The sequence below is a fragment of the Nitrospirota bacterium genome (genome assembly GCA_035516965.1).
Classification (GTDB): domain Bacteria; phylum Nitrospirota; class UBA9217; order UBA9217; family UBA9217; genus MHEA01.
The window spans coordinates 1-26,876 of record DATIZR010000118.1 but is presented as its reverse complement, the minus strand read 5'-3'; the positions used below and the strand labels follow the sequence as shown (position 1 = coordinate 26,876).

Here is a 26,876-nt window from a genome sequence, read left to right as displayed (position 1 = left end):
TAATTTGCAAGTGAACACCCTGCCGATACGCTGCGGGCGCCGCAGGCGACCGCCATCTTCATCGGCTTGTTAGACCGCCACGCGGCCGTGCATGCCCGTCCGTGGGACAGCGAGATCAGGCCGGTGTGACGTCATAATCCGGTAGCTCGATGTCGTCGTGAAGGCCGCGGCCGACGAAGAACTCGGCGATGAACGGCACTCCCATCAGCTTTGTCACTGCATTCCGGAAGGTGATGCCTACGGAAGTCCTTGGGGCGAATGATGAAGCGAATCTCGCCGCCGATTCCTGCTTCCTCTTCACGAACGGCATCAACCGCTGCTCGTAGCGGGCGAACGCTGTAGCAAAATCGTCGGCGCAGGCGTGAAGCTCGCCGGCGAGGACGTACGCTTCCGCGATCGCAAGGCCGGTCCCTTCGCCGGCCATCAACGAGACGCACGCTGCTGCGTCGCCGACCAGCGCGATCCGTCCCTTCGTCCATCGGTCCATCCGGATCTGGCTGACCGTGTCGAAGTAGATATCCTTAGCGGATTCGAGCTCTTTTTCGATCCCGGGCCACTCCCAGCCGGCGTCGGCGAAAGCGTTTCTGAGAATGGATTGTGGATCGTCGCCGCGCATGTACTCGTCGCGAAACACGAAGAGGAACATCGTTTTGTCGTCACGCATCGAGAATCGTGAGATCTGCCTCCCAGGCAGGCCGTGGCTGAGGTAGATTAGCTCATCGCGCGGACGGTAGCCCTCCGCCTCAAAGGCCGCGACATGGTAATCGAGCGAGACTTTGAAATCCGATTCCGGTCCGAACGCAAGTTGACGGACCCGCGAATGAAGGCCGTCAGCGCCGATGACGAGGTCGGCATCCCGCGGCTGCGCGTGATCAAAGGCGACGTGAACTCCGTGGTTGTATTCTTCGATGGCAGCCACCGAATCGCCGAAGATCGTTTCAACTTTGCCTTCAATGGCACGATACATCGTCGCCGAGACATCAGAGCGGGGCAGGCTGGTGAAGCGATTGTTGGTCATGCGACCGAAGACATCGACATGAAATCCGCCCCGCTTGAGACCGCGACCATCGACGAAGCGTACCTCGCGCACTTGATAGCCGAGGCGTCGGAGATCGGCGATGACACCCATCTTTTCGGCGATGTCGTAGCCGATGCCCCAAAAGTCGATGACGTAACCGCCGGCACGCAGCAACGGTGCTTTTTCGACGAGGACAACGTCATGCCCCGATTTCGTCAGCCAGTATGCAAGAGTCGGCCCAGCGACGCCAAGGCCATTAATGACAATGTTCACGGCGATCCTCAGTGTCGGTCTAACGACGAGTTGAGCCCCGCGCCGCAGAGCGCGGGACTCGAACGACTTGTTAGTAAATCATCCGATTTGATTGAATTACATAGCATGACAATCTCATACACTTGCCTTTATTGCTTTGCGATCCTTCATTAAATAGATGAAATATGAAAGCGAGGCGTACATGCCGGGCAAAAAGGTGGCTGAAAATATCAGTAACGAATTCTCTTGTTGCGATCGGATAACAAACAGCAAATAGATAACCAAGTTCAGCACAAAATATAAAGCAGTTCCAATTCCAACGATGGAAAAGAACACCTTCTTTCTGAAGTAGAGAAAGAGGAAGATTGTATAGGTTAAAAGGGCTCCAACAAGCATCATTCCACGTCTAAAGAAATCAGCGTTTGAACTCTGAGGATTAAATGAATTGAAGGTGACGACCAGCATGATTAGCAAGAGATGGATTGAAAGTAAAATCGATACAAATTTTCTGTGCATTGGGCCTCCTCCTCAGAACTAACAAGATATTAGCGAAACGACAATATTGAATCCACTTTATTCGAGCCGTCAAAACGAAATAGACATACCATATTGAAAAACCGAGTGATTGCCAATTGACTAATATTCCATTTATCACAAATTGATCTTAAATTAACTAATATGCAAATACGGTATTAGTCAATTGCTATTTTCGAGGCGTAATCCGTAATTTCAATCATGCCACTACGATTTGGTTTCGGGCAGAAGCTCTTATCGCCATAGCTCTGAAAGCACGATTGCTTCCGTTTTACGCCTGAGTGCGTCTCCGATTTTATCGTTTCTTCCCGCGCTTCACGATTTCCTTCACTGCCCGGACAATGCCCGCACGGGAGATCCCCTCAAACTCCAGGAGTTCGGCCGGCTTGCCGCTCTTCGGCAGGGCCCGCACCGCGAGCGAGTGCACGGGAGCAGGATGCCCGGCAAGGGCCGCTGCCACCGCCTCACCGATCCCGCCCTCCGGATAATGGTCTTCGACGGTGACGAGCGCCCCGGTTTCTTCCGCCGCCTGTGTGAGCGTCGCCAGGTCGAGCGGCTTGATGCAGTACAGGTCGATCACGCGGACCATGACCCCCTTTGCCTTCAGTTCCTCATAGGCCGCGAGCGCCTCATGCACGGTGATCCCCGCGGCGACGATCGCCGCTTTGTCCGACCCGCTTGACTTCAGCACCTTGCTGCCTCCGATCCGGAACGCCTCATCGTTCCGGTACAGGATGGGGGTCTCCATTCTCGTCGTCCTGAGGTAGACGATCCCCCGGTGGCCGGCCATGATCTCGACCAGCTTTTCCGTCGATACCGCATCGGAGGGATAGAAGACCACGCTGTCCCTCAGCGTCCGGAAGAGCGCGATGTCCTCCAGCCCCATCTGCGATGACCCGTCCTCGCCGATCGACACGCCTGCGTGGGAGCCGCAGAACTTGATGTTGGCGTGCGAGTACTGGCACATGCGGATCTGGTCGCAGGCCCGGGTAAGGAAGGCAGCAAAGGATGATACGAAGGGGATCTTCCCGCGGAGGGAGAGTCCGAGGCCGGTCCCGACCATGTTCTGCTCGGCAATGAACATCTCGAAGAAGCGCTGCGGGTTCGTTTTCTGGAAGATATCGGCATAGGTCGAATTGCTGACCTCCCCGTCAAGGACCACCATGGCCGGGTGGAGCGGGGCGATCCGTTCGAGCGCGTTCCCGTAGGCGCGTCGGGTCGCGATTGGGACGGCGGGATCGTAGGCCAGTGCCCGTGCTTCCCGCGGCTCCTCCGTCTGCGGCCGCAGGTCTTCGGGTTTCTCGATCCGGCCGCGTATCGTTCTGTCCACGGGTCCGAGGGCTTCCAGGGCCCGGACGAGTTCATCTTTTTTGAGCGGCTTCCCGTGCCAGCCGTTCTTGTCCTCGATGAACGGCACTCCCTTGCCCTTGATCGTTCTCGCGATGATCATGGCCGGCCTGTCCCTGGCCTGCAGCGCCTGCCGGTACGCCGTCAGGATCTGGGGAAGATGGTGCCCGTCGATCACGATCGGCTCCCAGCCGAAGGATGTTGCGCGGTTCCGGTACACGGAGAGATCGTGGCCGTACATGGTCTCGCCGCGCTGGCCGAGCCGGTTCACGTCCAGGATCCCGACGAGATTGTCCAGCTTGTAATAGGCGGCGATCTCCATGGCCTCCCATTGCGAACCTTCAGCCATCTCGCTGTCTCCCAGCAGGACATAGGTCCGGTACGGGAGCCGGTCAAGGTATTTCGCGTTCAACGCCATGCCCACGCCGATGGAGAGACCCTGCCCGAGCGACCCCGTCGCCGCCTCGGTATACCGGAAGGCCGGCGTGGGGTGGCCTTCGAGGGGGCTGCCAAACTTCCTGAAGGTCATGAGCTCCTCTTCGGTGACTGCTCCGGCCGCGGCCCAGAGCGAGTAGAACAGCGGCGACGCGTGGCCTTTCGAAAAGATCAGGCGGTCGTTGTTCGGGTTATGGGGATCGTCGAGGTCGTATCGGAACGTCCCGCCGAACAGGAGGCCGGTCATGAGGTCCGCGGCGGACAGGGAGGAAGTGGGATGGCCGGAACCGGCCTCCGTGGACATGACCAGGCTGTAATAACGGATGAGTCTTGCTATTTCTTCAAGATTATTCATGGCTGCCTCCCATTGATTTTAACCGTTATGTCAAACTTTAACCACAGAGCACGCAGAGAAATGCATTTGATCTTGGTAAGTTCGGGAGTATTTCTTTACTTCCGCTCTGCGTCCTCTTCGGGTTCCTTAGCTATTTATCTTGAGTTTTTTCAAAACTACTTAAGAACACAGAGACTGTTTCTTCCCCTTCTTCCTCAGCGCGCTCTGCCTGCGCCCAGCGCCTACGAGTGGAACCGCGAGTGCAGGGTGTGGTTTCATTTTCACTCTTTCATTTTCATGAAACTGTTGACACTACCATTTTAACACGACCGGAAACACGGCCCCCGGACCACTCCGTCAGCCGATCCCGCTGCGTCCGTATGCAGGCGCGGCTTCCGGTCGTGTCTACGTTCTTCCGATGACCCGTTGAATGATCGCGAGCAGCGGCCCAGGATACACGCCCAGCCAGACGAGCAGTACGGCAAGAACGGCAAGCACCGCATTGCCCAGCCGGGAGGCCGGCTCCCCCGATGGCTGCGAAGCGTCTGCCTGGGAATAGAGCGCTACAATGACCCTCAGGTAATAAAAGAGGCCGAGCGCGCTGTTGATCACGAGAGCGACAACGAGAAGCCAGAGGCCGGAGCCCACACCCGCGGCGGCCACGTAAAATTTTCCGATGAACCCGGCTGTCAGAGGGATGCCGGCCAGCGAGAAGAGCATCAACGTGAAGACGCCTGCAAGCCACGGCCTGCGCCACGCGAGGCCCTGATAGTCTTCCAGACGGTCGGCGTCCCTGTCCCGTGTGGAAAGGATCGTGACAACGCCAAAGGCGCCGAGAGTCGTGACGAAATAGGCGGCAAGGTAGAAGGACGCGGCCCCGGTCCCGAGCGGGCCCGCGGCCAGCAGCGTGACGAGGAGATACCCCATGTGGGATATGGAGGAGTACGCCAGGAGACGCTTCACATTCCGCTGGAGCAGGGCAAGGAGGTTCCCGGCGAACATGGAGGAGATTGCAATGATCGTGACCACCGTGAACAGGGCGCTGCCGGGACGGAACCCAGTATGGCTGAAAAACCGGAGCACCAGCGCGAACACGGCCCCCTTCGAGATCGTGGCAATGAAGGCGGTCACCGGCGCCGGAGCGCCCTCGTACACATCGGGCGTCCAGAGATGGAAGGGGACAGCGGCGAGCTTGAAGCCAAGGCCGGCCAGGATCAGAACGATGCCCGACGTCACCACCAGGCCGTGCGCGCCGGGCTCTGATGCCCGGTACGCGATCTGCGAGAACTCCATGATCCCGACCGCCGCGTAGACGAGCGCCATGCCGAAAAGGATGAACGCGGAAGACACGGCCGCGAGGATCAGGTACTTGACGCCCGCTTCGACGCCGCGTTCGTTGTGGCGCTGGTAGGCTGCGAGGGCATAGAGGGAGACGCTCAGGATCTCGATCCCGAGGAAGAAGGACGCGAAGTGGGTGCTCACGGCCAGCACCGCGCTCCCCATGACGGCGGTCAAGAGGAGCAGGTAATACTCCTCGTGCGGCCCGCTCTGCATTTCCAGGTAGGAATAGGAAAGGGCCGCGATTGCGAGTCCGGAGCACAAGATGAGACCGAGGAGGAAGAGCGCAAAGCGGTCCACGATGATGAGGTCGCCCACCTGTTGGGGCGCCATCACCGCAACGAGCGGGAGGGACGCAGCGGCAAGGGCCAGCCCGCCGAGCGTCAGGGCGGCGGCAAGCCGATGGCTGCGGCGGAACGCGATGCCGAGCATCACGATGACAACCGTGGCCAGCACGATGAGGAGCGGCATGAGCGCTTTGATGTCCTGGCTGTTCATAGAATACGTCCCGTTCTCTCTCCGGCCGGTTGCGGTCCATCGGGACGCTCCTGCCGCAGGTCCTGCCTCGCATCGATCGGCTGCCCGGGAGCAGGAAGGTATTGAGCCGGGCGAAGGGCCGGTCCCGCGGTTTTGAGAACAGGACCGGGGGAAAGCCCGAGCCAGAATATGGCGATGACCATGACGCCGAGGACCGCTGTCTCACGCACGGAAAGGTCGGGTACGGCATCTGTTCCCCGCCTCTCCCCCTGGAACGTTTGCTGGATCATCCAGAGCGCATAGACAGCGGAGAGCACCAGGCCGGCTGCGGCAAGAGCGGTTGCAACGCGGTCCGCCCGGAACGTCCCGAGCAGCACCATGAACTCGGCCACGAAGTTGCCGAACCCGGGCAGGCCGAGCGACGCCAGGCCGAAGACGAGCGCCATGCCGCCCAGCCTCGGCGCCAGAGTCCAGAGGCCGCCCATGCGATCCATGTCGCGCGTGTGCAGGCGCTCCTGGATCAGGCCGACGATGATGAACAGGGCGCCCGTGCTCACGCCGTGGGCGAGCATCTGCATGACAACGCCCTGCAGGGCGGTCATGGTCCCGGCGAAGATGCCCAGGAGCACGAAGCCCATGTGGCTGACGCTGGTGTAGGCCACGAGCCGCTTGAGGTCGCTCTGCGCAAAGGCGAGGACAGCGCCGTAGAGAATGCCGATGACGGCCAGGACGAGCATGATCGGCGAGATGGCAACGGCCGCTTGGGGGAACAGCGGCAGCACGAAGCGGAGCATGCCATAGGCCCCTGTCTTGAGCAGCAGCCCCGCAAGGATCACGCTGCCGGCCGTGGGCGCTTCCGTGTGCGCGTCGGGAAGCCACGGATGGAAGGGGAATGCCGGAAGCTTGACCAGGAAGGAGACCAGGAACCCCAGCATCAGCAGGAACGACGCCCCGTGGGGGAGCGAAGACTTGACCAGCAGGGAATAATCAAAGGTGTAAAGGCCCGTTGCACTGCCGTGGATGAAGTAGAGGCCAAGGATGGAGAGCAGCATGAACAGTCCGCCTGCCTGCGTAAAGATGAAGAACTTGAGCGAGGCGTAGACCCGGTTCTCGTGGCCCCAGATGCTGATCAGAAAGTACATGGGCACGAGCATCAGTTCCCAGAAGAAATAGAACAGGAACAGGTCGAGGGAGAGAAAGACGCCCACGATGCCGGCCAGGATGGCCATCAGGTTCAAATGGAAGAAGCCGACGCGCTCGCGGACCTCGGTCCAGGAACAGAGAACGGACAGGATGCCGAGGAACAGCGTGAGGGCGACGAGGACAAGGCTCAGGCCGTCCAGGGCAAGGTGGATGTTGATGCCGAACTGGGGGATCCAGGCGCCGTACAGCTCCACGAGCCACGCGCCCCCGGAAAGAGTGAGCGATGCGGTTGCATCACGCCAGACTACCGCGAGCAGCACCGTATCTGTGACAAGCGCCGCGAGCGAAACCCACCGGGCGGCCATGCCGCTCCAGCGGCCCAGGACCCATGCCGCAAGACCGCCGAGAACCAATATGAAGATCAACCATGCAAGGATCATAGTTTTTACTCTGTATCAATGATCTCGTATTAGTCTGCACCCTCTCGTTCGTCATTCCTGCGAAAGCAGGAATCCAGGATCTAAGCGAAAAACCACACCCTGCACTCGCGCTGCCGCACTCGTAAATGCCGGGTGCAGGCTGGATTCCGGGTCAAGCCCGGAATGACCGCATTTGAGGACAGGTTGAAGACGATAGGGCGATGTCCGCTCTATTATGAGACCGTTGATAAGCTCAGCGGGCCGCAGGGGCCGGCTTCGCAGCTTACCGCAAAAAGATGACGATTCCCAGGTACACTACGGCGCCGGCTGCAAGGGCCGCCGCATACCAGCGGATGTTTCCCGTTTGACTGCGGCTCAACAGGGCATGAAGTTCCCGGTTGACAGACGCCACGGCGGAATACCAGGAATCGACGAAATCGTTCCTGTTCGTGCGCGCGACCCAGAGGAAGGGCCTGACCAGGACCGCGTCATAGAGCCGATCGAAGCCCCAGCCCGAGAACCAGAATGCGCGGAGCGCGCTCATAGCCTGGTTCTTTGCGATGCGTTCCGCGGACCGCGGTATCCAGAGGTAGACGACGATCGCAGCGAGGATTCCCGCGAGGGACACGGCTGAAGCAGCGATCTGGGAAGCGATCTCCGTGCCGCCTGGATGGTGCGCTGCAGCGACGTCCCCGAAGACAGGCGCCAGGAACGTTGAAAAGAGCGGGAGATTGCCGAGCGTTTCGGGAAGGTTCACGAACCCGCCCACGATCGACAGCACCGCGAGGACCGCGAGCGGCAGTGCCATCCGGATTTTCGGGACGCGGCTGATCTCGATCTTCGCCTCGCCGAAGAAGGTCACGAAGACCATGCGGAAGGCGTAGAGGGCGGTGATGAATGCGCCGGCAAGGCCTGCCGCCCAGAGCCAGGTGCCGCCCGCGGGCGAGGACAGGGTCTCCCCCAGGATCAGGTCCTTGCTGTAGAAGCCGGCGGTGACGAGTGGCAGGGCCGAGAGCGACGCCGCTCCGACGAGGAAGGTCCAGAACGTGAACGGCAGCCTCTTTGCCAGACCTCCCATACTGAACATGTCGTGTTCATGGCGCTGGGCGAGGATCACGACGCCCGCAGCGAGGAACAGCAGTGCCTTGAAGAACGCGTGGGTCATGAAGTGGAACAGGGCGGCCGACCATGCGCCGACGCCGAGGGCCAGGAACATATAGCCGATCTGGCTGATCGTGGAATAGGCCAGGACCCGCTTGATGTCCTTCTGGGCGAGGGCGCTGAAGCCGGCGACCAGGAGCGTGATCGCTCCGATCACGGCGACGGCATGCTGCACCTGCGGCGCCAGCGTGAACAGCACGTGGGTGCGGGCGATCAGATACACGCCGGCGGTTACCATGGTGGCGGCATGGATCAAGGCACTGACCGGGGTGGGGCCGGCCATGGCGTCCGGCAGCCAGGTCTGGAGCGGGAGCTGCGCCGACTTGCCGATCGCGCCGCCGAGCAGGAGCGCCGCGGCGAGCGTTGCAGAAGGCGAGCCAACGGGCCACCTTTGAGAAGCGGCCTGCATCAGCGGCTGGATGTCCAGCGTGCCCAGCTCGTTGAACAGCAGGAACAGCCCGAGCGCCATTGCCGTGTCCCCGATGCGGGTCACGATGAAGGCCTTGCGCGCGGCCGCTCCGTTCGCGGGGTCCCGGTACCAGAAGCCGATGAGAAGATAGCTGCAGACCCCGACGCCCTCCCATCCGAGGTAGAGCAGCAGCAGGTTGTCGGCTAGCACGAGCGTGAGCATCGAGCCGACGAACAGGTTCATGTAGGCGAAGAAGCGGCTGTAGCCCTCCTCGTTGTCCATGAACTCCGAGGAATAGAGGTGGATCAGGAACCCGACCACGGTGATCACGAGGACCATGACGAGCGAGAGCGGGTCGAGCAGGAATGAAAAACCGCCGGCGTACCCGTCGAGAGGCACCCACGTCCGGATTGTTTGGCGCAGAACATGGCCCGCAAAGGGCGAGACCATGAACCGCACCCCGATCAGCAGGGACAGCAATGCGGACAAGGCGACAGAGCCGACGCCGACTGCGGTCACCCCCGCTTTCGGCAGACGGCCTCCGACCAGCGCCAGGATGAGGAACCCGGCGAAGGGCAGGGCGGGTATGAGGAAGAGAAGATCTTGCATGGTTCGGAGTTCAGCTTGAAAACAGCTATCCTTTCATCCTGCTTGCCGCATCGCTGTCCAGCGTGTTGAACCGGTGGTAGAGCTGCAGCACGAGCGCCAGCCCCACGGATACCTCGGCGGCAGCCATGGCAAGAATGAAAATGAACATGACCTGGCCGTCGGGCTGGCCCCAGTGCGACCCGGCCATGACGAAGGCGAGGCCGGCCGCGTTCAGCATGATCTCGATGGACATGAGCATGAAGACGATGTTCCTTCTCACGAGCACGCCGACGAGGCCGAGCGCGAACAGCAGTGACGCCAGCATGAGGCCGTGCTCCAAGGGTATGGTTGAGATCATGGAAGCTCCTCAATTCTCCGCGGAGTCACCGAAGCAAGTGTATGATCCCGTCCCCGGTGACGACCTGTCTCTGTTGCAAAGTATCAATCCTTGTGCGGCCTGCCGAGATGGTAGGCGCCTACCAGTCCCGCAAGCAGCAGGATGGACGCCAGCTCGACGCCCAGCACATAGGGTCCGAACAGGGCGATGCCGACCTGCTTCGGTCCCATGACGCGGCTCGAGGACACCCCGGCCTGGCCGCTCGTTATCGTGAGGATGAGCTCTCCCAGCAGGACGAGCGCAAGGAACGACGGCCCCGCCCACGCTGAGGGCCTGAGCCACTGGGACTCCTGCAGAGCAGCCTCCGGCCCCATGTTCAGCATCATGATGACGAAAACGAAGAGCACCATGATGGCCCCGGCGTAGATGATGATCTCCAGGGCCGCTGCAAAGGGAGCTCCCGCGGAAAGGAACGCCGTCGCCACGGCGAGCAGCGACACGATAAGGTACAGGAGGGCATGCACCGCATTCTTCTGGATGATGACCAGGAGCGTAGAGAGGGCGGCCACCAGGCCCGACAGATAGAACAGGTCAATCATGGGATCATCCTCAGGGCAGCAGCGACCGGGTGTCCACCGGGGGCTTCTCCTCGATGCCTTCGCCCTTGTCCTTTCCCTTGATGCCGATGCCGGCAACGTCGTAGAAATCATACCCGTGATACTTGCCTTGGCCGCTGATCAGGAGGTCCTCCTTCTCGTACACGAGGGAGGGCCTGCGGTACTCGCACATCTCGTAGTCCGGCGTGAGCTGGATCGCGTAAGTCGGGCATGCCTCCTCGCAGTATCCGCAGAAGATGCAGCGCGAGAAATTGATCCGGAAGAACGCGGGATACCGCCTGCCCGTCTCATCGACGGCGGTCTGGAGAGAGATGCAGTCAACGGGGCAGGCGACGGCGCAGAGATAGCACGCGACGCAGCGCTCGTTGCCGGCGGCGTCCCGGGACAGGATGATCCGGCCGCGCCACCGGGCCGGGAGCCGCTGCTGCTTTTCCGGATACAGGATGGTCACCCGCTTCCGGAACATGTGCATCAGGATGCCGCCGATCGTTCTGATGATGCTGATCATGGTTTCACCTCGTTATCCCCTCGCCAAAAGGACCGCGCCCGTCACGAGCAGATTGAGCAGGACCAGGGGCAGCATCACCTTCCATCCGAACGCCATCAGCTGGTCGAACCGGAGGCGCGGCAGCGACGCGCGGAGCAGGATGAACAGGCAGATGAAGAGAAAGGTCTTCACCATGAACCAGGCCAGGGGCGGAAGGAAGGGCCCCAGCCACCCGCCGAAGAAAAGCGTCGTGATCATGGCCGAGATGAGCGTGATGCCCAGGTATTCTCCAACGAAGAACATGCCGAACTTGAGCCCCGAATATTCCGCGTGGAACCCCGCCACGAGCTCGTTCTCAGCCTCGGGCAGGTCAAAGGGAAGGCGGTGCGTTTCGGCGACGCCGGCGATCAGGAAGATCACGAAGCCCGCAAATTGGGGGATGACGAACCAGAGGCCCCTCTGCGCATCGACGATCTGGCCCAGGTCGAAGGAACCGGCGAGCATGACGACGCCCATGAGCGAGATGCCCATGAACACCTCGTAGCTCAGCATCTGGGCCGCTCCGCGCAGTCCGCCGAGCAGCGCGTACTTGCTGTTCGAGGCCCAGCCCGCGAGCACGACGCTGTAGACCCCCAGGGAAGACATGGCCAGGAAGAACAGCAGGCCCACGTTGAGGTCCACCACGCGCACACCGGGCGCGAAGGGGATGACCGCAAAGGACAGGAAGGTCGTGATCATGATGACGGCCGGCGCGAGAACGAACACGGGCTTGTCCGCGAAGGGCGGGACCCAGTCCTCCTTGAAGAAGATCTTGATCATGTCGGCAACGACCTGCAGCAGGCCGAAGGGCCCGACCCGGTTCGGTCCGTAGCGGTCCTGCCAAAGCGCGAGCAGCCTGCGCTCGAGCCAGATAAGCCCGGCGCTGACGATCGTGAGCGCGGCCAGAATTGCGACGATCACGCCAAGCTGGATCAGAACGGGGCTCATCGCTTCACCTCGGGAGAAGGCGCCGCTGACAGCGTGCCCCACGCGGGCAGGTCAGCAAACATACCCGGCAGGCCCACGGGAAGCACGCCGACGTCCTCGGGAAGGTCCGGTACCAGTCTGGACGGGAGGCGGAATGATGCCCCGTTCACACGGACCAAGACAGCGTCGCCTTCACGCAGACCGATTTTGTCGAGCGCCTTCTGGTCCAGCCCCACATAGGGTTTCGGTGACAGCTCAGCAATGCCTTGGGAATGGATGCTCATCTCCTCGGACCCGAAGATATGATGACTTGAGACGAATAACACCTGGTCCTGGCGCGGCGCAAAGGGAGCAGGAATGGTGAATGGAGGATGGTGCTTCTGCCCGGCCTCGAGCAGCCGGATGCCGGGATCTCCTCCCAGCAGCGGCCCCCCAACCTCGGACTGGAACTTGTTGATCGCCTGCGGCGAGTTCCATCCCGGCGCCCAGAAACGGGGGATCAAGGGCGATGGCGGCTTTCCGCTGAACCCTTCCATGGAATAGGCGAGCGGCGAGTCAGGGTCTTTCGGAGGCTTCGGTTCAAAGACCGTGACATTGGCGAACATGGCCGTGCGGCCGCTGTAGCGGTGGGGCTTGCGCGGAATTTTCATGTCAACAGCGCGGAATGCTGCAGGTGGAGCGGCGTCCCGTATACCGGCCAGATCAGGCAGCGCCCGGGAGAGAGCCGTTACGACGTCATCCAGATCCTGCCACTCACGGCCTTCAGCACTGCCCTGCAGAGCCATGATATCCCTTATCCAGCGCCAGCTCTCCTGAACATCTCCCTCCGGAACGTAAACCTGGTAGAAGCGCTGCGCCCGCCCCTCGCTGCTGACGAACGTGCCATCGGCTTCCGCAAAGGTTGCGGCGGGCAGAATACATTCAGCTTTCAGCGTTGTCGATGTGCCGAGGTGGTCGATAACAATAACATGCTTGATGCCGGCAAGAAATCTGTCTGCCTTGTCCTTGTCCATGCGCCGGTAAAGATCGTTCTCCAGGATGATGGCGGTGTCGGCCCTGCCTTCTTGGACAGCCTCGCGCGCCTGCCCGAAGCTTCCGCCTCCCATAAGACCCGATCCCAGGGTATTGCATTCGGGAACTACAAGGCCGAGGCAGGGAGTCCTGTCCTTTCCCGACAAAGCCCATGCCACGCTTGCCGCGGCCTGGATCACCTTCTCGCTTCCGCAGCCCGTGCCTGAAACGATCAAGGGACGCCGCGCATTGCCGAGCTCTTTGGCGATTTCAGCCGCGAGCAACATCGTTCTTTCATCCAGCCCGGAGACCGCGGGCAGATCCCTGTTCAGCGCATGGGCAACAGCAAAGCCGAGCCGCGCTATATCGTCCGGCGCTGCGTAATAAGAACTGCGTGCAACGTCATCGAGCTTTGTCTTGTAAGTTGCTGCAATGAAAAATTCTCCCTCCCTGTCCTGCGTGGCGTTCCGGATTGCCGTATCGTCCCAACTAGGGAGATGCTGCTCCACGGCCGTTTCCACCTGTTTCCGGCGCGCCGCCTGACGCAAAGACAAGGCGAGTATCGGTGCCGTGTTGGTCACGTCCTCCCCGAGTACCAGGACCGCGTCGCAGGCTTCAACCTCCCGGAGCGAAGGCGAGCGTACGGGCCCGTTCTGCAGGATATCGATAATGAGCGAAACAAGGACTGCCTCTTGGTCGGCCATGCCTATATGGAAATGCTCCGGCCCGACGAGCGTACGGAGAGCGAAGTTCGATTCCAGCGAGGCGCGCGGCGATCCGATCCCGATGATGCCCCTGCTTTGGGACAGGATATCCCTGATCCTGTTGAGGACCGGCTCCCTGTCCACAGGCTGCTGCGCATCCTCCGACTCTCCCGGAACTTTTCCCGAAAGAGATCGGTCACCCCTTGTCAGGGGCTGGAGGATCCTCTTCTCGCTGTTCACGAATCCGTACCCGTACCTGCCGCGGTCGCAGAGAAAGTATCGGTTCACCTCGCCGTTGAAGCGGGTTCGGATGCGGCGCAGCAGCCCGTACCGCTCCCCGGGGATGGTGTTGCAGCCGACGCCGCAATGGACGCAGACGGAAGGCGCGGTCTGCAAATCCCAGCTTCTCGAGTACTGGTGCTGAAAGGTCTTGTCCGTGAACACGCCGGTGGGGCAGATCTCGACGAGGTTGCCGCTGAACTCGCTCTGGAGCACGCCGTCCTTCTGGCGTCCGAAATAGACATGGTCATGGACGGCGAAGACGTCGAGGTCGCGGCCGCCGGCATAGTCCCGGTAATAGCGCACGCAGCGGTAGCACTGGATGCAGCGGTTCATCTCATGGGCAACGAAGGGGCCGAGGTCCTGGTTCCAATGCGTGCGTTTTTTGAAGCGCGACCTGCGGTACGTGTGGCCGGTCATGAGGGTCATGTCCTGCAGGTGGCACTCGCCGCCTTCATCGCAGACCGGGCAGTCGTGGGGATGGTTCAACATGAGAAGCTCGATGATGTTCTTCCGGAACGACCGCGCCTCGGGGTCCTCGATCGAGATGCGCATGCCGTCGCGCACCGCGGTCATGCAGGACATGATGATCCTGCCGCGTGTGTCCTTCTCGTCCTTGAACTCCTTGACCGCGCACTGGCGGCAGGCGCCCACGGAGTGCATGGCCGGGTGCCAGCAGAAGTAGGGGATGTTGAAGCCCAGGGAGAGGCACGCCTGGAGCAGGTTCTGGCCCTCTTTGACCTTATAGTTTCTGTTATCGATATTGATCGTAAACATTTTTGACACAGACGGACACTGATTTTATATGATCAAAAAACCCTTCTGATTATTCTTATTTTCTCCCCAAAATTGATCAAGAGGCCAACCTTGATACCCGTGGCCTTAAGATAATTTACGCTTTCAACCCCTTCTGCAGAAGTTTTATCGCCATGGCATTCTCGTATACTTTCTCAGCAAATCCAAATCCCAGTTGTTTGTATACATCATAGGCACAGCCGATAATTTGATCCGTTAATTCAGAATGTACATAGTTTTTATCAAACCTTATCATAGGCGCTCAGTGTCCTTCAGTGTCAAGAATCGTTATCTATAGGAACATCTCTTCTCTCTTATATGCCGTTCGAACTCGTCCCTGAACAGCGTCAGCCCGCTCCGGAGGGGCTCCATGGCCCCCGGCGCAAGGGCGCAGTAGGTTTTGCCCAGCCAGAGCGAATCGCCGAGCGATTGCAGTGTCTCCAAGTCCTCCATCTCGCCTTTTCCCTGCTCGACGGCCTCGAGGATGTTCGTCACCCACGGCAGTCCCTCGCGGCAGGGAGTGCACCAGCCGCAGGACTCCCGGGCGAAGAACGCGGATAGATTATGCAGGGCGCCGATGGGGCAGGTTCTGTCATCGAGCACGATCATGGTGCCGGTGCCCATCCTGCTGCCCGCCTTCATCACGGAATCGAAGTCCATCTTCACGTCGAAATGGTCCCTCGTCAGGAACTCGGTCGAGGCTCCCCCCGGCAGCAGGCAGCGAAAGCCGTAGCCGTCCTGCATGCCTCCGGCGCGCTCTTCGAATATCTCCCCGATGGTCGTTCCCATCGGCAGCTCCCACAGCCCGGGCCGCTTCACCCGGCCGCTCACGCCGTAGAGCTTCGTGCCGCCGTCGTCGGTGCGGCTCAGTTTCTTGTACCACTCGGCCCCGTTCGCGACGAGCGGGGGCACGTTGCACAGGGTCTCCACGTTGTTCACGACCGTGGGCCTGCCCCAGAGGCCGACGACCTGGGGGAAGGGGGGCTTTGCACGCGGCATCGCGCGCCTGCCCTCCAGCGCGTTGAGCAGCGCGGTCTCCTCGCCGCACATGTACCGGCCGGCGCTGACATGAAGATGAAGCTCCAGGTCGTGCCCGGACTGAAAGATGTTCCCGCCAAGACAATTGTTCCCGTATGCTTCCTGGATCGCGGCTGCGATTCTCTTCTCTGCGACCGTGTATTCCCTGCGCAGGAATATATAGGCAACGGTAGCCCGGATGGCAAGGCCGGCGATGACCATGCCCTCGATCAGCAGGTGCGGATTTCGCTCGAGCAGCATCCTGTCCTTGAACGTGCCGGGCTCCATCTCGTCGGCATTGGCAACAAGATACGTCGGCCCCGGCGTTTCATCGCCGAGCGGCACGAAGCTCCACTTCATGCCGGTATTGAAGCCCGCGCCGCCCCGGCCCCGCAGGTTCGCGTTCTTCACCAGGTCCTGGATATCCCGGGGAGCCATGGCAGCCGCCTTCCGAGCGGCCTCATAGCCTCCGGTCTCACGGTACTCGCTGAAGGTCAGCGCATCCCCGTTTGACTTCATATGTCCGGTCAGCGGTCGTTCCATGCATTGTTCCTGCGAACAACAGAGTTCGCCGCACGATTTCTGCATTCTCTGTGCGCCCTGCGGTAAAACGTGTTCGTTACGAGTGCTTCATGGTATCCAGTATCTCGTCGAGCTTCTGCGGCGTGAGGCCGCCATGGAGCTCATCATCGATCATCATGGCAGGCGCCAGATCGCATGCGCCGAGGCAGGCGACGGGCAGGAGCGTGAATTTGTTGTCCGGCGTCGTCTGTCCCCAATCGATCCCCAGGCGCTTTTTCAGGTGCGCATAGAGCTCCTCCTGCCCCACGATCCAGCAGCTGATGGAATCGCAGAGCAGGACCACGTGTCTGCCCACGGGCCTGCGGTAAATGAGATTATAGAACGTTGCCACGCTGTCCAGTTCTTCCGTTGTCATGTCCAGGAGCCCGGCGATCTCGGCCAGACTCTCATCGGACACCCATCCGCGGCGGCGCTGGACGATCTTGAGTGCGTCCACACAGGCGGCGCGCTTGTGCACGGAGCGGTTTAACTCCTCATCGATTTCCTTTTTTTCCTGTTCGGTCAGCATAATCATGAAGAAAAAAGTTGACACTGATGTTCGCTATGAGTCATGCATTTCACCGACCAGCAGCCTTCAATCGTTCTTTTCCTGTTCTGGTCAGTGCCCGTCAGTGTCTAACAGGTAGTTGACGAAGTCTTTAAGCCGTCTTTGCGAGCGGAGCGAAGCAATCTCGCAGTGAGATAAATCAAAAGTTCGAGATTGCCGCGTCGCTCCGCTCCTCGCAATGACAGCAAGGAGGACTTTGAATCCCGCGACTTGCAATCCCCCGGCTCCTGCCGGGGGTAATGCGTCGTAGTCCGCGGGAGGTCGCGTTCCTGAGGGGAGCTACCGGCTCCTGCCCGTGGGGGCTCCACTGAGATCAGCAGTCTCTATTCGGCCTTTTCTCGCTCTTGTCAGTTCCCTCGGTGTCTAGAAGTATTTCACCGGTCAACATCTCCCATGATGAAGTCGATGCTCCCGAGCACGGCGATCAGGTCGGAGATGTTCCGTCCGCGCGTCATTCGGGGCATCACCTGCAGGTGCGGGAACGAGGGGGTGCGGATGCGCGTGCGGTAGGACCAGGCGTCTCCGTCACTCACCACATAATAGGTATTGTTGCCCTTTGCGGACTCGATCCCGAAGGCCGCCTCGCCGGGCGGAATGACGGGGCCCCAGCTCACGTTCAGGAAATGCGTGATCAGGGTCTCGATGTCCTGCATGGTCCGGTCCTTCCGGGGCGGCGTCGCAAGAGGATGACCGGACTTGTACGGCCCCGGCGGCATGTTGTTCAGGCACTGTTCGACGATGCGGAGACTCTGCCGGATCTCCTCCACCCGCAGAAGGGCCCGGTCGTAGCTGTCGCCGTGCTCCGCCGTGGGGATATCGAACTCGAACCGCTCGTAACCGGAATAGGGGCGGACCTTCCGGAAGTCCCAGGCGAAACCGCAGGCGCGCAGGTTCGGCCCGGTCACGCCCCATTCGATGGCTTCGTCCCTGGTCAGAGCGCCGACGCCCCTGGTCCGCGCCTTGATGATCCGGTTCCGCATCACGAGCGTGTCGTATTCCTTCAGGCGGGCGGGCATATAGTCGAGAAAGTCGCGGACCAGCTTGTCCCATCCCTGGGGAAGGTCCGCTGCCACGCCGCCGATGCGGAACCATCCCGGGTGCATGCGAAATCCGCATATCGCCTCGACGATGGCATAGAAGCGCTCCCGGTCGTTGAACGTGAAGAAGACCGGGGAGAGCTGCCCCAGGTCCGCGGCGAACGTCCCGTACCAGACGAGGTGGCTCGCGATCCGGTAGAGCTCGGCGAGCATGACGCGGATCACCTGCGCCCTGGCAGGGACGTCGATGTTGGCAAGCCTTTCCACGGCAAGGACGTAGGGGAACTCGTTCAGAACGCCGGCAAGGTAGTCGATCCGGTCGGTATAGGGAATGTAGGTATGCCAGGTCTGGCGCTCGCCCATCTTCTCGGCGCCGCGGTGATGGTAGCCGATGTCCAGGAGGGAGTTCACGATCTCTTCGCCGTCGAGCTCCAGGATGATGCGCAGCACGCCGTGGGTGCCGGTGTGGTGCGGCCCCAGGTTCAGGAACATGTAATCCGTTCCGTCCTCGGAGGGAGAAAGCCCCCACTCCTCGGGCCGGAACTTCATGGCCTCCTCTTCACGGATCTCCCGTTCTTCGGGCAGCAGGAACCGGCCCAGCTCGGTCCGGCGGGCGGGGTGCTCCTTGCGCAGGGGATGGCCTTTCCAGGTGGGCGGCATCAGGATCCGGCGGAGATGGGGATGCCCCTCGACGTGAATTCCGAACATGTCCCACAACTCGCATTCGTACCAGTTCGCTGCGGGCCAGAGCGGGGTGATGCTCGGGATCGAGGGGCGGTCGCCCGCGAGCGGGACCTTGATCCGGATGTCCTGGTTCCGGCCAAAGGAAAGAAGGTGATAGACGACCGTAAAATCGCTGTCGGGCTGGCCCTGACGATGAGTGCGCACGCGCTCGTCGATCGCCGTGAGATCGTACAGCATCGCGTAGGGCTCCCCGGCCTGTGTCTTGAGATATCGCAGAATATCGCGGAGCCTGTCCTTGGAGGTCCAGAAGGTGGGGATATCATCGGAGGTTGTCTGCGGCGTTACAAAAGCGTCCCCGAAAGTGTTCTTCAATTCCTCGATGATATTCATGCAGCCTCTTCACAGGGTATAGGTGCCGATAGAAACGAACCGGAGAAGGGTCCGGGTGGAGCGCTACTGCCTCTATATCTCCTCGGGCGGGAGCAGCTCGGTCACCTGCAGCCTCCGGGCGCGCTTGCGGTCGCGCATCACGGGCAGCGAAGGCCGCTCCACCTGCTGAGGCCCGACGACCCAGCTCAGCGGCCGGCGCTCTTTCCCCACGAGGTCCTGCAGCATCAGGAGGCCTTCCATGACCGTTTCGGGGCGCGGAGGGCAGCCCTGAATGTAGACATCGACGGGGAGAAAGGAATCGACGCCCTGGACCACGCTGTAAATGTCGTACATACCGCCCGAGTTCGAGCAGGACCCCATGGAGATGACCCACCGCGGCTCCATCATCTGCTCGTACAGCAGCTTCACCATGGGAGCGGCCTTGATGAAGACCGTGCCCGCGACGATCATCACGTCGGCCTCGCGGGGCGTGCTGCGGAGCACTTCGGAGCCGAACCGGGCGATGTCATACTTGCTCGTGAGGCTCGTGGCCAGTTCGATGTAGCAGCAGGAAAGGCCGAAATTGAAGGGCCAGATCGAGTTCTTCCGGCCCCAGGCGATCAAGTCCTGAAGCCGCGCCAGGGCAGCGTTTTTCTTCACGGCATCCTGCATGCCGCTGCCGGCATCACCCGGCTTGACCAGAGACCAGTCCATAGGAGCAGCGTCCTTTTCTCGAGGGTGGAAATGGTAAACGGGGACCGTTCCCTGCGGGGCCCGACCGCTGCCGCGAGGTGAACGTGACAGGTTGTCAGTGCTTCGTGCTCCAGTCCAGCGCCCCGGTCCGCCAGAGGTATACAAGCGCGGCCGCGAGGATGCCGATGAAGACGAGCATCTCGAGGTAGCCGGACCAGCCATTCTCCCTGAGCGATACGGACCAGGCATACACGAACAGGGCTTCGAGATCGAAGACCACAAAGAACATGGCGACGAGGTAGAACCGGATGTGGAATCTCAGCCGCGCGGTCCCCGTCGGGGCGGCTCCCGATTCATAGGGTTCGTCGGCCCGCTTCCTCCGGTGCCGCTCGCCCAGGAAGTAGGAGAACGTTATCATGGAGAAGACGAGCGCGAGCACGATGCCGGAGTAGACGGCAAGCGGCCACAGGACGGGCGAAGCGCTGTTCTGGCCGAGCATGGTAAAAGAATAGCATAGGGGCAAGGAAAGTCAAGCTTCGGATAGAACGGGGGATTTCAATATTGACAAATGCCGGCAACACTGATAAGTTACGGCATCCGTCGTCACCTCGTTTGAAGAAACGAGCCATTGACGCGAATACATTCTCCGGTCGTGTTGTCCGATACGGCGGGTACGCCGTTTGGAGCGACGAATATCGAAAGGAGCTTCGAGATGAAATTGGCATTGTCAATGATGTGCTGCTGCATGCTGCTCGCCGGTCCGGTGCTGGCCGAGGAGAAACCGGCTTCAAAGCCGCAGGAGACGCAGGTCCTGAAGACGCAGCGGGAAAAGGCCAGCTACGCCATCGGCATCGACATGGGGTCCAGCCTGAAGAAAAATGACATCGATGTGGATATAGAAAGCCTCACCCGCGGGATCAAGGATGGCCTCTCGGGCGGCAAGCAGCTCATGACGGAGCAGGAGATGCGGGAGTCCATCACGGTCCTGCAGAAGGATATGCAGTCCCGGCACGAGGAAAAGAACAAGGCTTTCCTCGACGCGAACAAAAAGAAGGACGGCGTCGTGACCCTGGCCAGCGGGCTGCAGTACAAGGTCATCACGAGGGGGAAAGGGAAGTCGCCCAAGGCCACGGATTCGGTGACCGTGAACTATGAGGGCAAGTTGATCGACGGCACCGAGTTCGACAGCTCCTACAAGCGCGGGCAGGCGGCAACGTTCCCGGTGAACGGCGTGATCCGGGGCTGGACCGAGGCCTTGCAGCTGATGAAGGAGGGGGCCAAGTGGCAGCTCGTCATCCCGCCGGACCTCGCCTACGGACCTCAGGGCAGGCCCGGGATCCCGCCGAACTCGATCCTGGTCTTCGATGTTGAACTGGTCTCGGTGAACACGAAAAGCACGAAGTAGGAAATTCAGGAACGACCCCGCCACAGCGGGGTCGTTCTGTTTGATGGCGAACGGCCTCCTGCCGGAGAGTTTCTTCTGCAAGCGGGCTCACCGGCATCCCCCTTCATTCCTCCCCGACGATCCTTCCACCCCATTCCTTCAGTTTGCCCGTGATGAACTCAATGATCGCAGCGTGCTCTTCTCCGCCCCGGTCCCTGATCGTCAAGGGTTTCCCGAAGGCAAAGTGAACCGGCTTCGACGGGACGATCTTTCCATAATCCTTCAGCCACTTTCCGTTGCCCCAGGCATCGGTCTTGAGCGCTATCGGAACGACGGGCACACCCGCCTTCTTAGCGAGCTTGACGCCGATGGTATTGAAGGCGGCCGGGTCGAACACGGGCGTGCGCGTGGTCTGGGGGAAGATGACGATGGAAATTCCCTTCTTCAGCCGCTCGGCGCCGCCGTCCAGCACCGCCCTCAGGTCGTCGCGGGGATTTGCCCTGCCGACGGTAATGGGATCGCGCGAGCGCATCACGTGCCTGAAAACGGGATAATCCACGAGGCTCTGCTTGACGACGAAGGTCGACTCCTTGAAGGACGAAATGATCACCGGGAGGACGAAGGTTTCGAGGGTGCTCATGTGGTTCGCGATGAAGACGCAGGGGCCTTCGAGCGTCCGGAAGGAGTCGAGGCCGGAGACCTCGACCCGGACCCCGACCCGCTCCAGCGCCCGGAGCGTCTCGAGGCTGCTTCCGCACCAGTCCGCCGTATCGTACCTGCCGTGCTTGGCACGGGAACTCGCGCGGAGCACGATCATGAGCGCGTGGGAGTAGAAGGTGAGCGACGGCAGCGCCCGCGCCGCCAGGGAAAGGGGGCGGGGCTCGGTGCGGTACGAGTCCTGGGCAAAGGGGATCTGCTCCACGGCATGCTCCTGAGGGAAAGATCGCAGCAGGCCGAAGTATACCATGGGCATGGGCGGGAAGGAAGCAGAAGTTGCAATGACGGCCGGGTCAGAGCAGGTCGGGCGAGGGCTTCCCGATGTAAAACCCCTGGGCATAGTCGATGCCGGCCGACGACACCTGGCTCAGGATATCCTCGGACTCGACATATTCGGCGATGGTCTTGATCCCCAGTCGTTCGGACAGGGAGGCGATGCTGGTGACGATGGCCTTATCGACGGTGCCCTGTCCGTTCAAGTGCCGGATGAAATCCCCATCGACCTTCAGGAAATCGATGCTGAATGTTCTGAGGTACTGGAAGGACGAATAGCCCGCACCGAAGTCATCGATGGCGAAGCGGAAGCCGTCATCCTTCAGCGCGTCGATGTATCTTCCGATGACGTCCAGCCCCTTGACCGTGTCCCGCTCCGTGATCTCGAATACCATCTTCGACGGCTCGATGCCGTAGTCCCGCAGCAGTTTCCGGACCGTGGGGATGAACTCGTTCAGGACAAGTGCTCTGGGCGACAGGTTCAGAAAGAGGGCCCCCTGGTATCCGCAGTCCCTGACCTTTGCCAGGGTCTGTTCGATCAGCTGGTAATCGATCCTGCCGATGGCGCCCATGCTTTCCGCCGTTTCGATGAACTCGGCTGCTGGGATCACGCGGTCGTCGATCACGATCCTCGTCAATACCTCATGGGCCCCGATCTTCCGGTCCCGCACGTTCATGATGGGCTGGAAGTAGGGAACGATCCGCCGCTGGGCGAGGGCCTCGAGGACAAGGATGTTCCTGGCGCCCATGCTCTTCAGGACCTCGACGTCGTCCTGCTCGCTCGGCATGCTGAGGCGGTCCTTGCCGAAGGTCTTTGCCTGGGCAAGCATGCTGTCCGCAAGGAGGTAGAGGTCCCTCTCTTCCCGGGCGTGGTCGGGAAAGACCGCGACGCCGATGGAGACCGTCTGCCGGATGGACTTCCCGTCGGGCGTCTGCATCGAGGCCGCCCGCACATTCTCCAGAACGCGGCGAGCGGCAATATGCGCCTGTCCCTCGTCGCATACGGGCAGGATGGCGGCAAACTGGTCGCCCGAGTTCCGTGCCGCGACGTCTCCGCTGCGCAGCGCGCTCTTCAGGACATCCGCGATCTTCTTCAGGAACAGGTCGCCCGTATCATGACCGTAGCTGTCATTGATGGCCTTGAAATTATCAAGATCGACAAGCATCAGCGTGAACTTATAGCCCTGGCGATTGGAGCGGTGGGTCTCGTAGTTCAGGAGGTCCCGGAAAGCGACCTCGTTGTACAGGTTGGTCAGGGGGTCCCGGGTGGCGAAGCGCTCGACCTCGCGGGTATAGGTGGCGAGCACCCTTGCCGACCTGACGCTGTTCATGAGGGCGACCAGCACGCTTTCCACGGCGATCTCGTCCTCCGGGCCGCGGCTTTTGGCATTCCCGAGGCCGATCCCCGCCAGGGCATTGCCGTTCACGGCCTCGAGGGAAAATATCTTCGACCGCACGTCCAGATGCGGCAGATCGATGTCGGGGAGAGGGGAGTCCGGTATGAAGTTCGTATTCACGATCGAGAAATCCGGGGGCGCCTGGAGGGAAACCTCGGCGCATATCGCGTTCGAGACGATCGCCGTAGCCCGACCCTGAAGCGGGGCGGGAGGCGTGCCGCACCAGAAGAAGTGGAGCACCGGGCGTTCGTCATCTCCGCGCTGGTACGTGAACAGGAAATGGACATCGAGCACGTCACGGGCCGCCAGTGCAATATTCCTGACCGGCGATTCCTGGCTCCGGCCGGGAACGGCTGTCATGGTAAGCTCCTTCAGCAGGCGTGACTGGAATTCAATAAGGCGGTCTTTTTTCTTGTGCTGAAAAAAAAGCACGGCAGGTGATGACTCCTCAAAGGTTGACGTATTGCGGGAGTGCGGCGACGAAGCAGTCCTCCTTCTTTCCAGCGGAACCGCCGCGAGCCGTGCAGTCGCGCGTAATGACAGTGTTGCAGGACTTTTTCCTGTGCCTATTAGTATATACTTCCTCTCCTGTTTGTCAACTGATGTCTCATCGCCGGGCCCTCGTTCCAGAAAACGCTTGCATTGCCCGGGGGAAAAAGAGAAAATGCCGATCATGACGGGGCTTGGAAAAAACGTGTGGCAGCTGGTCATGCCGAGGATCGACGGGGAATTCCTGGAGGACCCTTCCTATCGCCGGGAGATCGAGGACCTCGTGCGCGAGGGCATCGGCGGTTTTATCCTGTTCCGGGGCAGCGTCGAAAAGACCCCCGCGCGGCTGCGGGATCTGCAGAAGCTGGCCGAGATCCCGCTCCTCATCACGTCCGACGTGGAGCGGGGGCTGGGCCAGCAGCTCACGGGCGGCACGCGGTTCCCGAGCCAGCGGGCGGTGGCCTCGGCCATCAGCCGGCACTCGAAGCAGGACGTTGCCCTCCTGGACAGTATGCTCGACGCGGTCCGCAGCGAGACCCGCGCCGCGGGCATCCACGGCGTATTTTCTCCCGTCGTCGACGTGAACAGCAACCCCGCCAACCCGATCATCTGCACCCGCGCCTTCGGGAGCGAGCCGGAGATCGTCGAGTGGTTTGGCAGGCGCTACATCACGCAGCTGCAGAAGCCCCGCGCGAACGGCTGGATCGATCTGTTGGCATGCGCCAAGCATTTTCCGGGCCACGGCGACACGGACCAGGATTCCCACAGCACCCTCCCGGTCATCAGCGCCGACCGCCCCCGCCTGAACAGCATGGACCTGCCGCCGTTCCGGGAGGCGGTGAAGGACGGCGTGGGCATGGTGATGGTCGCGCACCTGCTCGTCCCGGCCCTCGACCCGGGGAAGCCGACGACCTTCTCGAAAAAGACGGTCACCGCGCTCCTGCGCGAGGGGATGGCCTTCGACGGCCTGATCGTGTCCGACGCCCTGGACATGCTCGCGCTGGCTGCCGATTATTCCCAGGAGGAGATCGCCGTGCGCGCCGTAGAGGCAGGCATGGACATCCTGCTCCACCCCAAGGACGCCCGCCTGACCGCGGGTGCGGTAACGGCCGCCGTTGGGCAGGGAAGGCTGACGTCGAAGCGGATCGAGGAATCGGTGGAACGGATCCTCGATGCCAAGAAAAGGCTGGGGCTGTTCGAGCCCGCCGGGGACGGGAAGGTCCTTCCGGACTACGAACTGCATCGCTCCATCGCGCGGGAGATAGGCCGGAAAGCGCTCAGGATCGTCTCGGGCAGCAAATCTCTGCTGCCCCTTTCCCCGAAGACGGCGGCATGTTTCCTGATCGATGACGATGGGGCGGGGCGGGGCGGGACGTTCATCAGCGCGCTGCATGCACGGATTAGCGATTTCGGCGCGACGGTCCTCACTCCCGATTCCCGACTGTCCCCGGAGCAGCTTCAAGAGAGTATCGCCCGGGCGGGCTGGGTCGTTCTTCCGATCGTATCGAAGATAGCTGCGTCGAAGGGACGCTGCGGCATAGCACCGGGGCTCGAAGAGATGGGGCATGCGGTCATCAGGGCCGCGAAGGAGGCGGGGAAGCGCACGGTCGTCATTTCCTTCGACAGCCCCTACCTGCTCGACGGGTTCAGGGACGCCGACCTCTGCATCGCGGGGTACGACTGGATGGACGAGATCCAGCAGGCTGCGGCGGAGATGCTCGTGGGGAAGCGGGAACCCTGAGTGAGAACAGATCCCGGCCGGGCATGAACAGGATTCACCCGGTTTCCTCTGCAGAACGTCCTGCGGCGATTTCGTCATGACCCTCATCATCCTCATATTCCTGTCCTTTGCCGTTCTCCACAGCATCACCGTGTCCATCCGGTTCAAGCGGTTCTGCCGGACCATCCTGGGCGACACCTTCATGCGCGTCTGGTATCGCTTCCTGTACAATGCGGTGAGCACGGTCACCGCCGCTCTCGCTTTCTTTCTCATTGCCCGCGTCCCCGACAGGGTCCTCTGGCAGGGGCCGTTCTGGTTCCGCTGGTGCTGCCACGCGGTCCAGCTCGGCGGCCTCGTCTTCGGCACCCGGGCCTTCGAGCACCTCGATACGGGGGAGTTTCTGGGGATCAGGCAGGTCTGGAGGTATGTGACCCGCGGAGAGGTCGCAGGGAACCTGGAAGGGCTGACCGAGAAGGAGCTCGTTACCACCGGCGTCTACGGAATTGTGCGCCACCCCATGTATCTTGCGGGTATCATCATCTTCACCCTTGAGCCGAACATCACCAGAAACGGGCTCACGGTGACGCTCCTGGCCGATTGCTATTTTCTGTTCGGGGCTTTTATCGAGGAACGGAGGTTCCTGAGGATCTTTGGTGACCAGTACCGGGAATACATGAACAGGGTTCCGAGGCTGGTGCCGAAATTACCACTGCTTCGGAAGGGATAGCAGTCGCGGCCGGCTGCGATGGCGCCTCAGGGGCCGGTCCTGATCGCAGCGATATAGGCAAGGTTGCGGTACTGTTCTGCGCAGTCCACGCCGTAGCCCACGACGAACCGGTCGGGGATGACCTGGCCCACATAGGCAAGCGGCACGTCCACGAGCCGGCGCTCCCGTTTATCCAGGAGAACAACGGACCGCAGGCTGGCGGGGCCCCGCGCGGCATACCGCTTCACCAGGAAGTCCATGGTCTCTCCCGTGTCGATGATGCAGTCCACGAGCAGGACATGCCTGCCCGCGATGTCCGTTTCGATGTCCTTCTTGATGCGGATCTCCCGTGACGACTCGGTTCCCTTTCCGTAGCTGGACGCGTGCACAAAATCCAGCAGGACGGGAAGGCGGATATGGCGCATCAGGTCCGCGGTGAAGATGAACGCACCTTTCAGGATGGAGATGAGCACCGGGTCCTTCCCCGCATAATCCGAGGATATCCGCGCTGCCAGCTCCCGGACCGTCTCCTGAATGGCCTTTTCGGTCACCAGTATTTCCTGAATTTCCGCCACCGGCGATCTCCCCTGAATGCCTGACCCGGACAAGC

The 26,876-nt window shown here is 61.2% G+C and carries 22 protein-coding genes and 1 pseudogene; 3 read left to right on the top strand and 20 right to left on the bottom strand.

The genetic code is table 11. The features are described 5' to 3' along the window. Positions 1–115: 115 nt before the first annotated feature. The 17 genes and pseudogenes from VL197_17370 to ndhC form a co-directional block, all read right to left on the bottom strand. Entirely contained in the window at positions 116–1,291 is a 1,176-nt protein-coding gene (locus VL197_17370; protein HUJ19760.1) for an FAD-binding domain, read from the bottom strand. 114 nt (positions 1,292–1,405) lie between these two features. Next, positions 1,406–1,786 (bottom strand): hypothetical protein, encoded by a 381-nt coding sequence (locus VL197_17365; protein HUJ19759.1) that lies wholly within the window; start codon positions 1,784–1,786, stop codon positions 1,406–1,408. Between the two features lie 313 nt (positions 1,787–2,099). Beyond that, entirely contained in the window at positions 2,100–3,941 is a 1,842-nt protein-coding gene (locus VL197_17360) for a transketolase (GenBank protein HUJ19758.1), read from the bottom strand. Positions 3,942–4,325: 384 nt separating this feature from the next. Beyond that, complete coding sequence (locus VL197_17355) at positions 4,326–5,756, bottom strand: NADH-quinone oxidoreductase subunit N (protein ID HUJ19757.1); 1,431 nt, start codon at positions 5,754–5,756, stop codon at positions 4,326–4,328. Further along, positions 5,753–7,318, bottom strand: a complete 1,566-nt coding sequence (locus tag VL197_17350) for an NADH-quinone oxidoreductase subunit M (GenBank protein ID HUJ19756.1) — start codon at positions 7,316–7,318, stop codon at positions 5,753–5,755. The genes VL197_17355 and VL197_17350 overlap by 4 nt, the downstream gene beginning before the upstream one ends. Before the next feature lie 262 nt (positions 7,319–7,580). Then, entirely contained in the window at positions 7,581–9,476 is a 1,896-nt protein-coding gene (gene nuoL / locus VL197_17345; protein HUJ19755.1) for an NADH-quinone oxidoreductase subunit L, read from the bottom strand. 25 nt (positions 9,477–9,501) lie between these two features. Continuing rightward, positions 9,502–9,810 carry an NADH-quinone oxidoreductase subunit NuoK gene (nuoK, locus tag VL197_17340; GenBank protein HUJ19754.1) on the bottom strand — a complete coding sequence of 103 codons (309 nt, stop codon included), beginning with the start codon at positions 9,808–9,810 and terminating at the stop codon, positions 9,502–9,504. An 86-nt stretch (positions 9,811–9,896) separates the two neighbouring features. Further along, positions 9,897–10,391, bottom strand: a complete 495-nt coding sequence (gene nuoJ / locus VL197_17335) for an NADH-quinone oxidoreductase subunit J (GenBank protein ID HUJ19753.1) — start codon at positions 10,389–10,391, stop codon at positions 9,897–9,899. A gap of 10 nt (positions 10,392–10,401) precedes the next feature. Beyond that, positions 10,402–10,917, bottom strand: a complete 516-nt coding sequence (gene nuoI / locus VL197_17330; GenBank protein ID HUJ19752.1) for an NADH-quinone oxidoreductase subunit NuoI — start codon at positions 10,915–10,917, stop codon at positions 10,402–10,404. A 12-nt stretch (positions 10,918–10,929) separates the two neighbouring features. After that, positions 10,930–11,883 carry an NADH-quinone oxidoreductase subunit NuoH gene (gene nuoH / locus VL197_17325; GenBank protein ID HUJ19751.1) on the bottom strand — a complete coding sequence of 318 codons (954 nt, stop codon included), beginning with the start codon at positions 11,881–11,883 and terminating at the stop codon, positions 10,930–10,932. Further along, positions 11,880–14,633: an NADH-quinone oxidoreductase subunit NuoG gene (gene nuoG, locus VL197_17320; protein ID HUJ19750.1), complete on the bottom strand. Its 2,754-nt coding sequence runs from the start codon at positions 14,631–14,633 to the stop codon at positions 11,880–11,882. The genes nuoH and nuoG overlap by 4 nt, the downstream gene beginning before the upstream one ends. Before the next feature lie 32 nt (positions 14,634–14,665). Then, positions 14,666–14,907 (bottom strand): annotated as a pseudogene (locus VL197_17315) (GxxExxY protein). A 32-nt stretch (positions 14,908–14,939) separates the two neighbouring features. Continuing rightward, positions 14,940–16,211 carry an NADH-quinone oxidoreductase subunit NuoF gene (gene nuoF / locus VL197_17310; protein ID HUJ19749.1) on the bottom strand — a complete coding sequence of 424 codons (1,272 nt, stop codon included), beginning with the start codon at positions 16,209–16,211 and terminating at the stop codon, positions 14,940–14,942. Between the two features lie 76 nt (positions 16,212–16,287). Beyond that, a complete protein-coding gene (gene nuoE, locus VL197_17305) occupies positions 16,288–16,758 on the bottom strand; it encodes an NADH-quinone oxidoreductase subunit NuoE (protein HUJ19748.1) in 471 nt (156 codons plus the stop codon). Between the two features lie 413 nt (positions 16,759–17,171). After that, a complete protein-coding gene (nuoC, locus tag VL197_17300; GenBank protein ID HUJ19747.1) occupies positions 17,172–18,908 on the bottom strand; it encodes an NADH-quinone oxidoreductase subunit C/D in 1,737 nt (578 codons plus the stop codon). A 72-nt stretch (positions 18,909–18,980) separates the two neighbouring features. Continuing rightward, on the bottom strand, positions 18,981–19,601 hold the full coding sequence (locus VL197_17295) for an NADH-quinone oxidoreductase subunit B family protein (protein HUJ19746.1): 621 nt from the start codon (positions 19,599–19,601) through the stop codon (positions 18,981–18,983). A gap of 94 nt (positions 19,602–19,695) precedes the next feature. After that, positions 19,696–20,079 carry an NADH-quinone oxidoreductase subunit A gene (ndhC, locus tag VL197_17290; GenBank protein HUJ19745.1) on the bottom strand — a complete coding sequence of 128 codons (384 nt, stop codon included), beginning with the start codon at positions 20,077–20,079 and terminating at the stop codon, positions 19,696–19,698. A gap of 213 nt (positions 20,080–20,292) precedes the next feature. Between ndhC and VL197_17285 the strand changes: the two genes are divergently transcribed. Continuing rightward, on the top strand, positions 20,293–20,985 hold the full coding sequence (locus VL197_17285) for an FKBP-type peptidyl-prolyl cis-trans isomerase (protein ID HUJ19744.1): 693 nt from the start codon (positions 20,293–20,295) through the stop codon (positions 20,983–20,985). 103 nt (positions 20,986–21,088) lie between these two features. On the opposite strand, the gene VL197_17280 is transcribed toward VL197_17285, so the two are convergent. Continuing rightward, positions 21,089–21,886: a lysophospholipid acyltransferase family protein gene (locus tag VL197_17280; protein HUJ19743.1), complete on the bottom strand. Its 798-nt coding sequence runs from the start codon at positions 21,884–21,886 to the stop codon at positions 21,089–21,091. 88 nt (positions 21,887–21,974) lie between these two features. Beyond that, positions 21,975–23,711, bottom strand: a complete 1,737-nt coding sequence (locus VL197_17275) for a bifunctional diguanylate cyclase/phosphodiesterase (GenBank protein ID HUJ19742.1) — start codon at positions 23,709–23,711, stop codon at positions 21,975–21,977. A gap of 304 nt (positions 23,712–24,015) precedes the next feature. On the opposite strand from VL197_17275, the gene VL197_17270 reads away from it, so the two are divergent. Continuing rightward, complete coding sequence (locus tag VL197_17270; GenBank protein HUJ19741.1) at positions 24,016–25,581, top strand: glycoside hydrolase family 3 protein; 1,566 nt, start codon at positions 24,016–24,018, stop codon at positions 25,579–25,581. 76 nt (positions 25,582–25,657) lie between these two features. Next, on the top strand, positions 25,658–26,287 hold the full coding sequence (locus VL197_17265) for an isoprenylcysteine carboxylmethyltransferase family protein (GenBank protein ID HUJ19740.1): 630 nt from the start codon (positions 25,658–25,660) through the stop codon (positions 26,285–26,287). A gap of 26 nt (positions 26,288–26,313) precedes the next feature. On the opposite strand, the gene hpt is transcribed toward VL197_17265, so the two are convergent. Then, a partial coding sequence (gene hpt / locus VL197_17260; GenBank protein HUJ19739.1) for a hypoxanthine phosphoribosyltransferase occupies positions 26,314–26,876 on the bottom strand: 563 nt, incomplete at its 5' end.

Excerpts from the sequence above, each read along its gene's own strand:
- VL197_17295 (HUJ19746.1), bottom strand. The coding sequence starts at position 19,601 with ATGGACTGGTCTCTGGTCAAGCCGGGTGATGCCGGCAGCGGCATGCAG.
- ndhC (HUJ19745.1), bottom strand. The coding sequence starts at position 20,079 with ATGCTCGGCCAGAACAGCGCTTCGCCCGTCCTGTGGCCGCTTGCCGTC.
- VL197_17285 (HUJ19744.1), top strand. The coding sequence starts at position 20,293 with ATGAAATTGGCATTGTCAATGATGTGCTGCTGCATGCTGCTCGCCGGT.
- nuoL (HUJ19755.1), bottom strand. The coding sequence starts at position 9,476 with ATGCAAGATCTTCTCTTCCTCATACCCGCCCTGCCCTTCGCCGGGTTC.
- VL197_17360 (HUJ19758.1), bottom strand. The coding sequence starts at position 3,941 with ATGAATAATCTTGAAGAAATAGCAAGACTCATCCGTTATTACAGCCTG.
- VL197_17275 (HUJ19742.1), bottom strand. The coding sequence starts at position 23,711 with ATGACAGCCGTTCCCGGCCGGAGCCAGGAATCGCCGGTCAGGAATATT.
- VL197_17265 (HUJ19740.1), top strand. The coding sequence starts at position 25,658 with ATGACCCTCATCATCCTCATATTCCTGTCCTTTGCCGTTCTCCACAGC.
- nuoE (HUJ19748.1), bottom strand. The coding sequence starts at position 16,758 with ATGCTGACCGAACAGGAAAAAAAGGAAATCGATGAGGAGTTAAACCGC.
- nuoG (HUJ19750.1), bottom strand. The coding sequence starts at position 14,633 with ATGTTTACGATCAATATCGATAACAGAAACTATAAGGTCAAAGAGGGC.
- nuoJ (HUJ19753.1), bottom strand. The coding sequence starts at position 10,391 with ATGATTGACCTGTTCTATCTGTCGGGCCTGGTGGCCGCCCTCTCTACG.
- nuoH (HUJ19751.1), bottom strand. The coding sequence starts at position 11,883 with ATGAGCCCCGTTCTGATCCAGCTTGGCGTGATCGTCGCAATTCTGGCC.
- VL197_17270 (HUJ19741.1), top strand. The coding sequence starts at position 24,016 with ATGCCGATCATGACGGGGCTTGGAAAAAACGTGTGGCAGCTGGTCATG.
- nuoC (HUJ19747.1), bottom strand. The coding sequence starts at position 18,908 with ATGAATATCATCGAGGAATTGAAGAACACTTTCGGGGACGCTTTTGTA.
- VL197_17355 (HUJ19757.1), bottom strand. The coding sequence starts at position 5,756 with ATGAACAGCCAGGACATCAAAGCGCTCATGCCGCTCCTCATCGTGCTG.
- nuoI (HUJ19752.1), bottom strand. The coding sequence starts at position 10,917 with ATGATCAGCATCATCAGAACGATCGGCGGCATCCTGATGCACATGTTC.
- VL197_17365 (HUJ19759.1), bottom strand. The coding sequence starts at position 1,786 with ATGCACAGAAAATTTGTATCGATTTTACTTTCAATCCATCTCTTGCTA.
- nuoF (HUJ19749.1), bottom strand. The coding sequence starts at position 16,211 with ATGGAACGACCGCTGACCGGACATATGAAGTCAAACGGGGATGCGCTG.
- VL197_17350 (HUJ19756.1), bottom strand. The coding sequence starts at position 7,318 with ATGATCCTTGCATGGTTGATCTTCATATTGGTTCTCGGCGGTCTTGCG.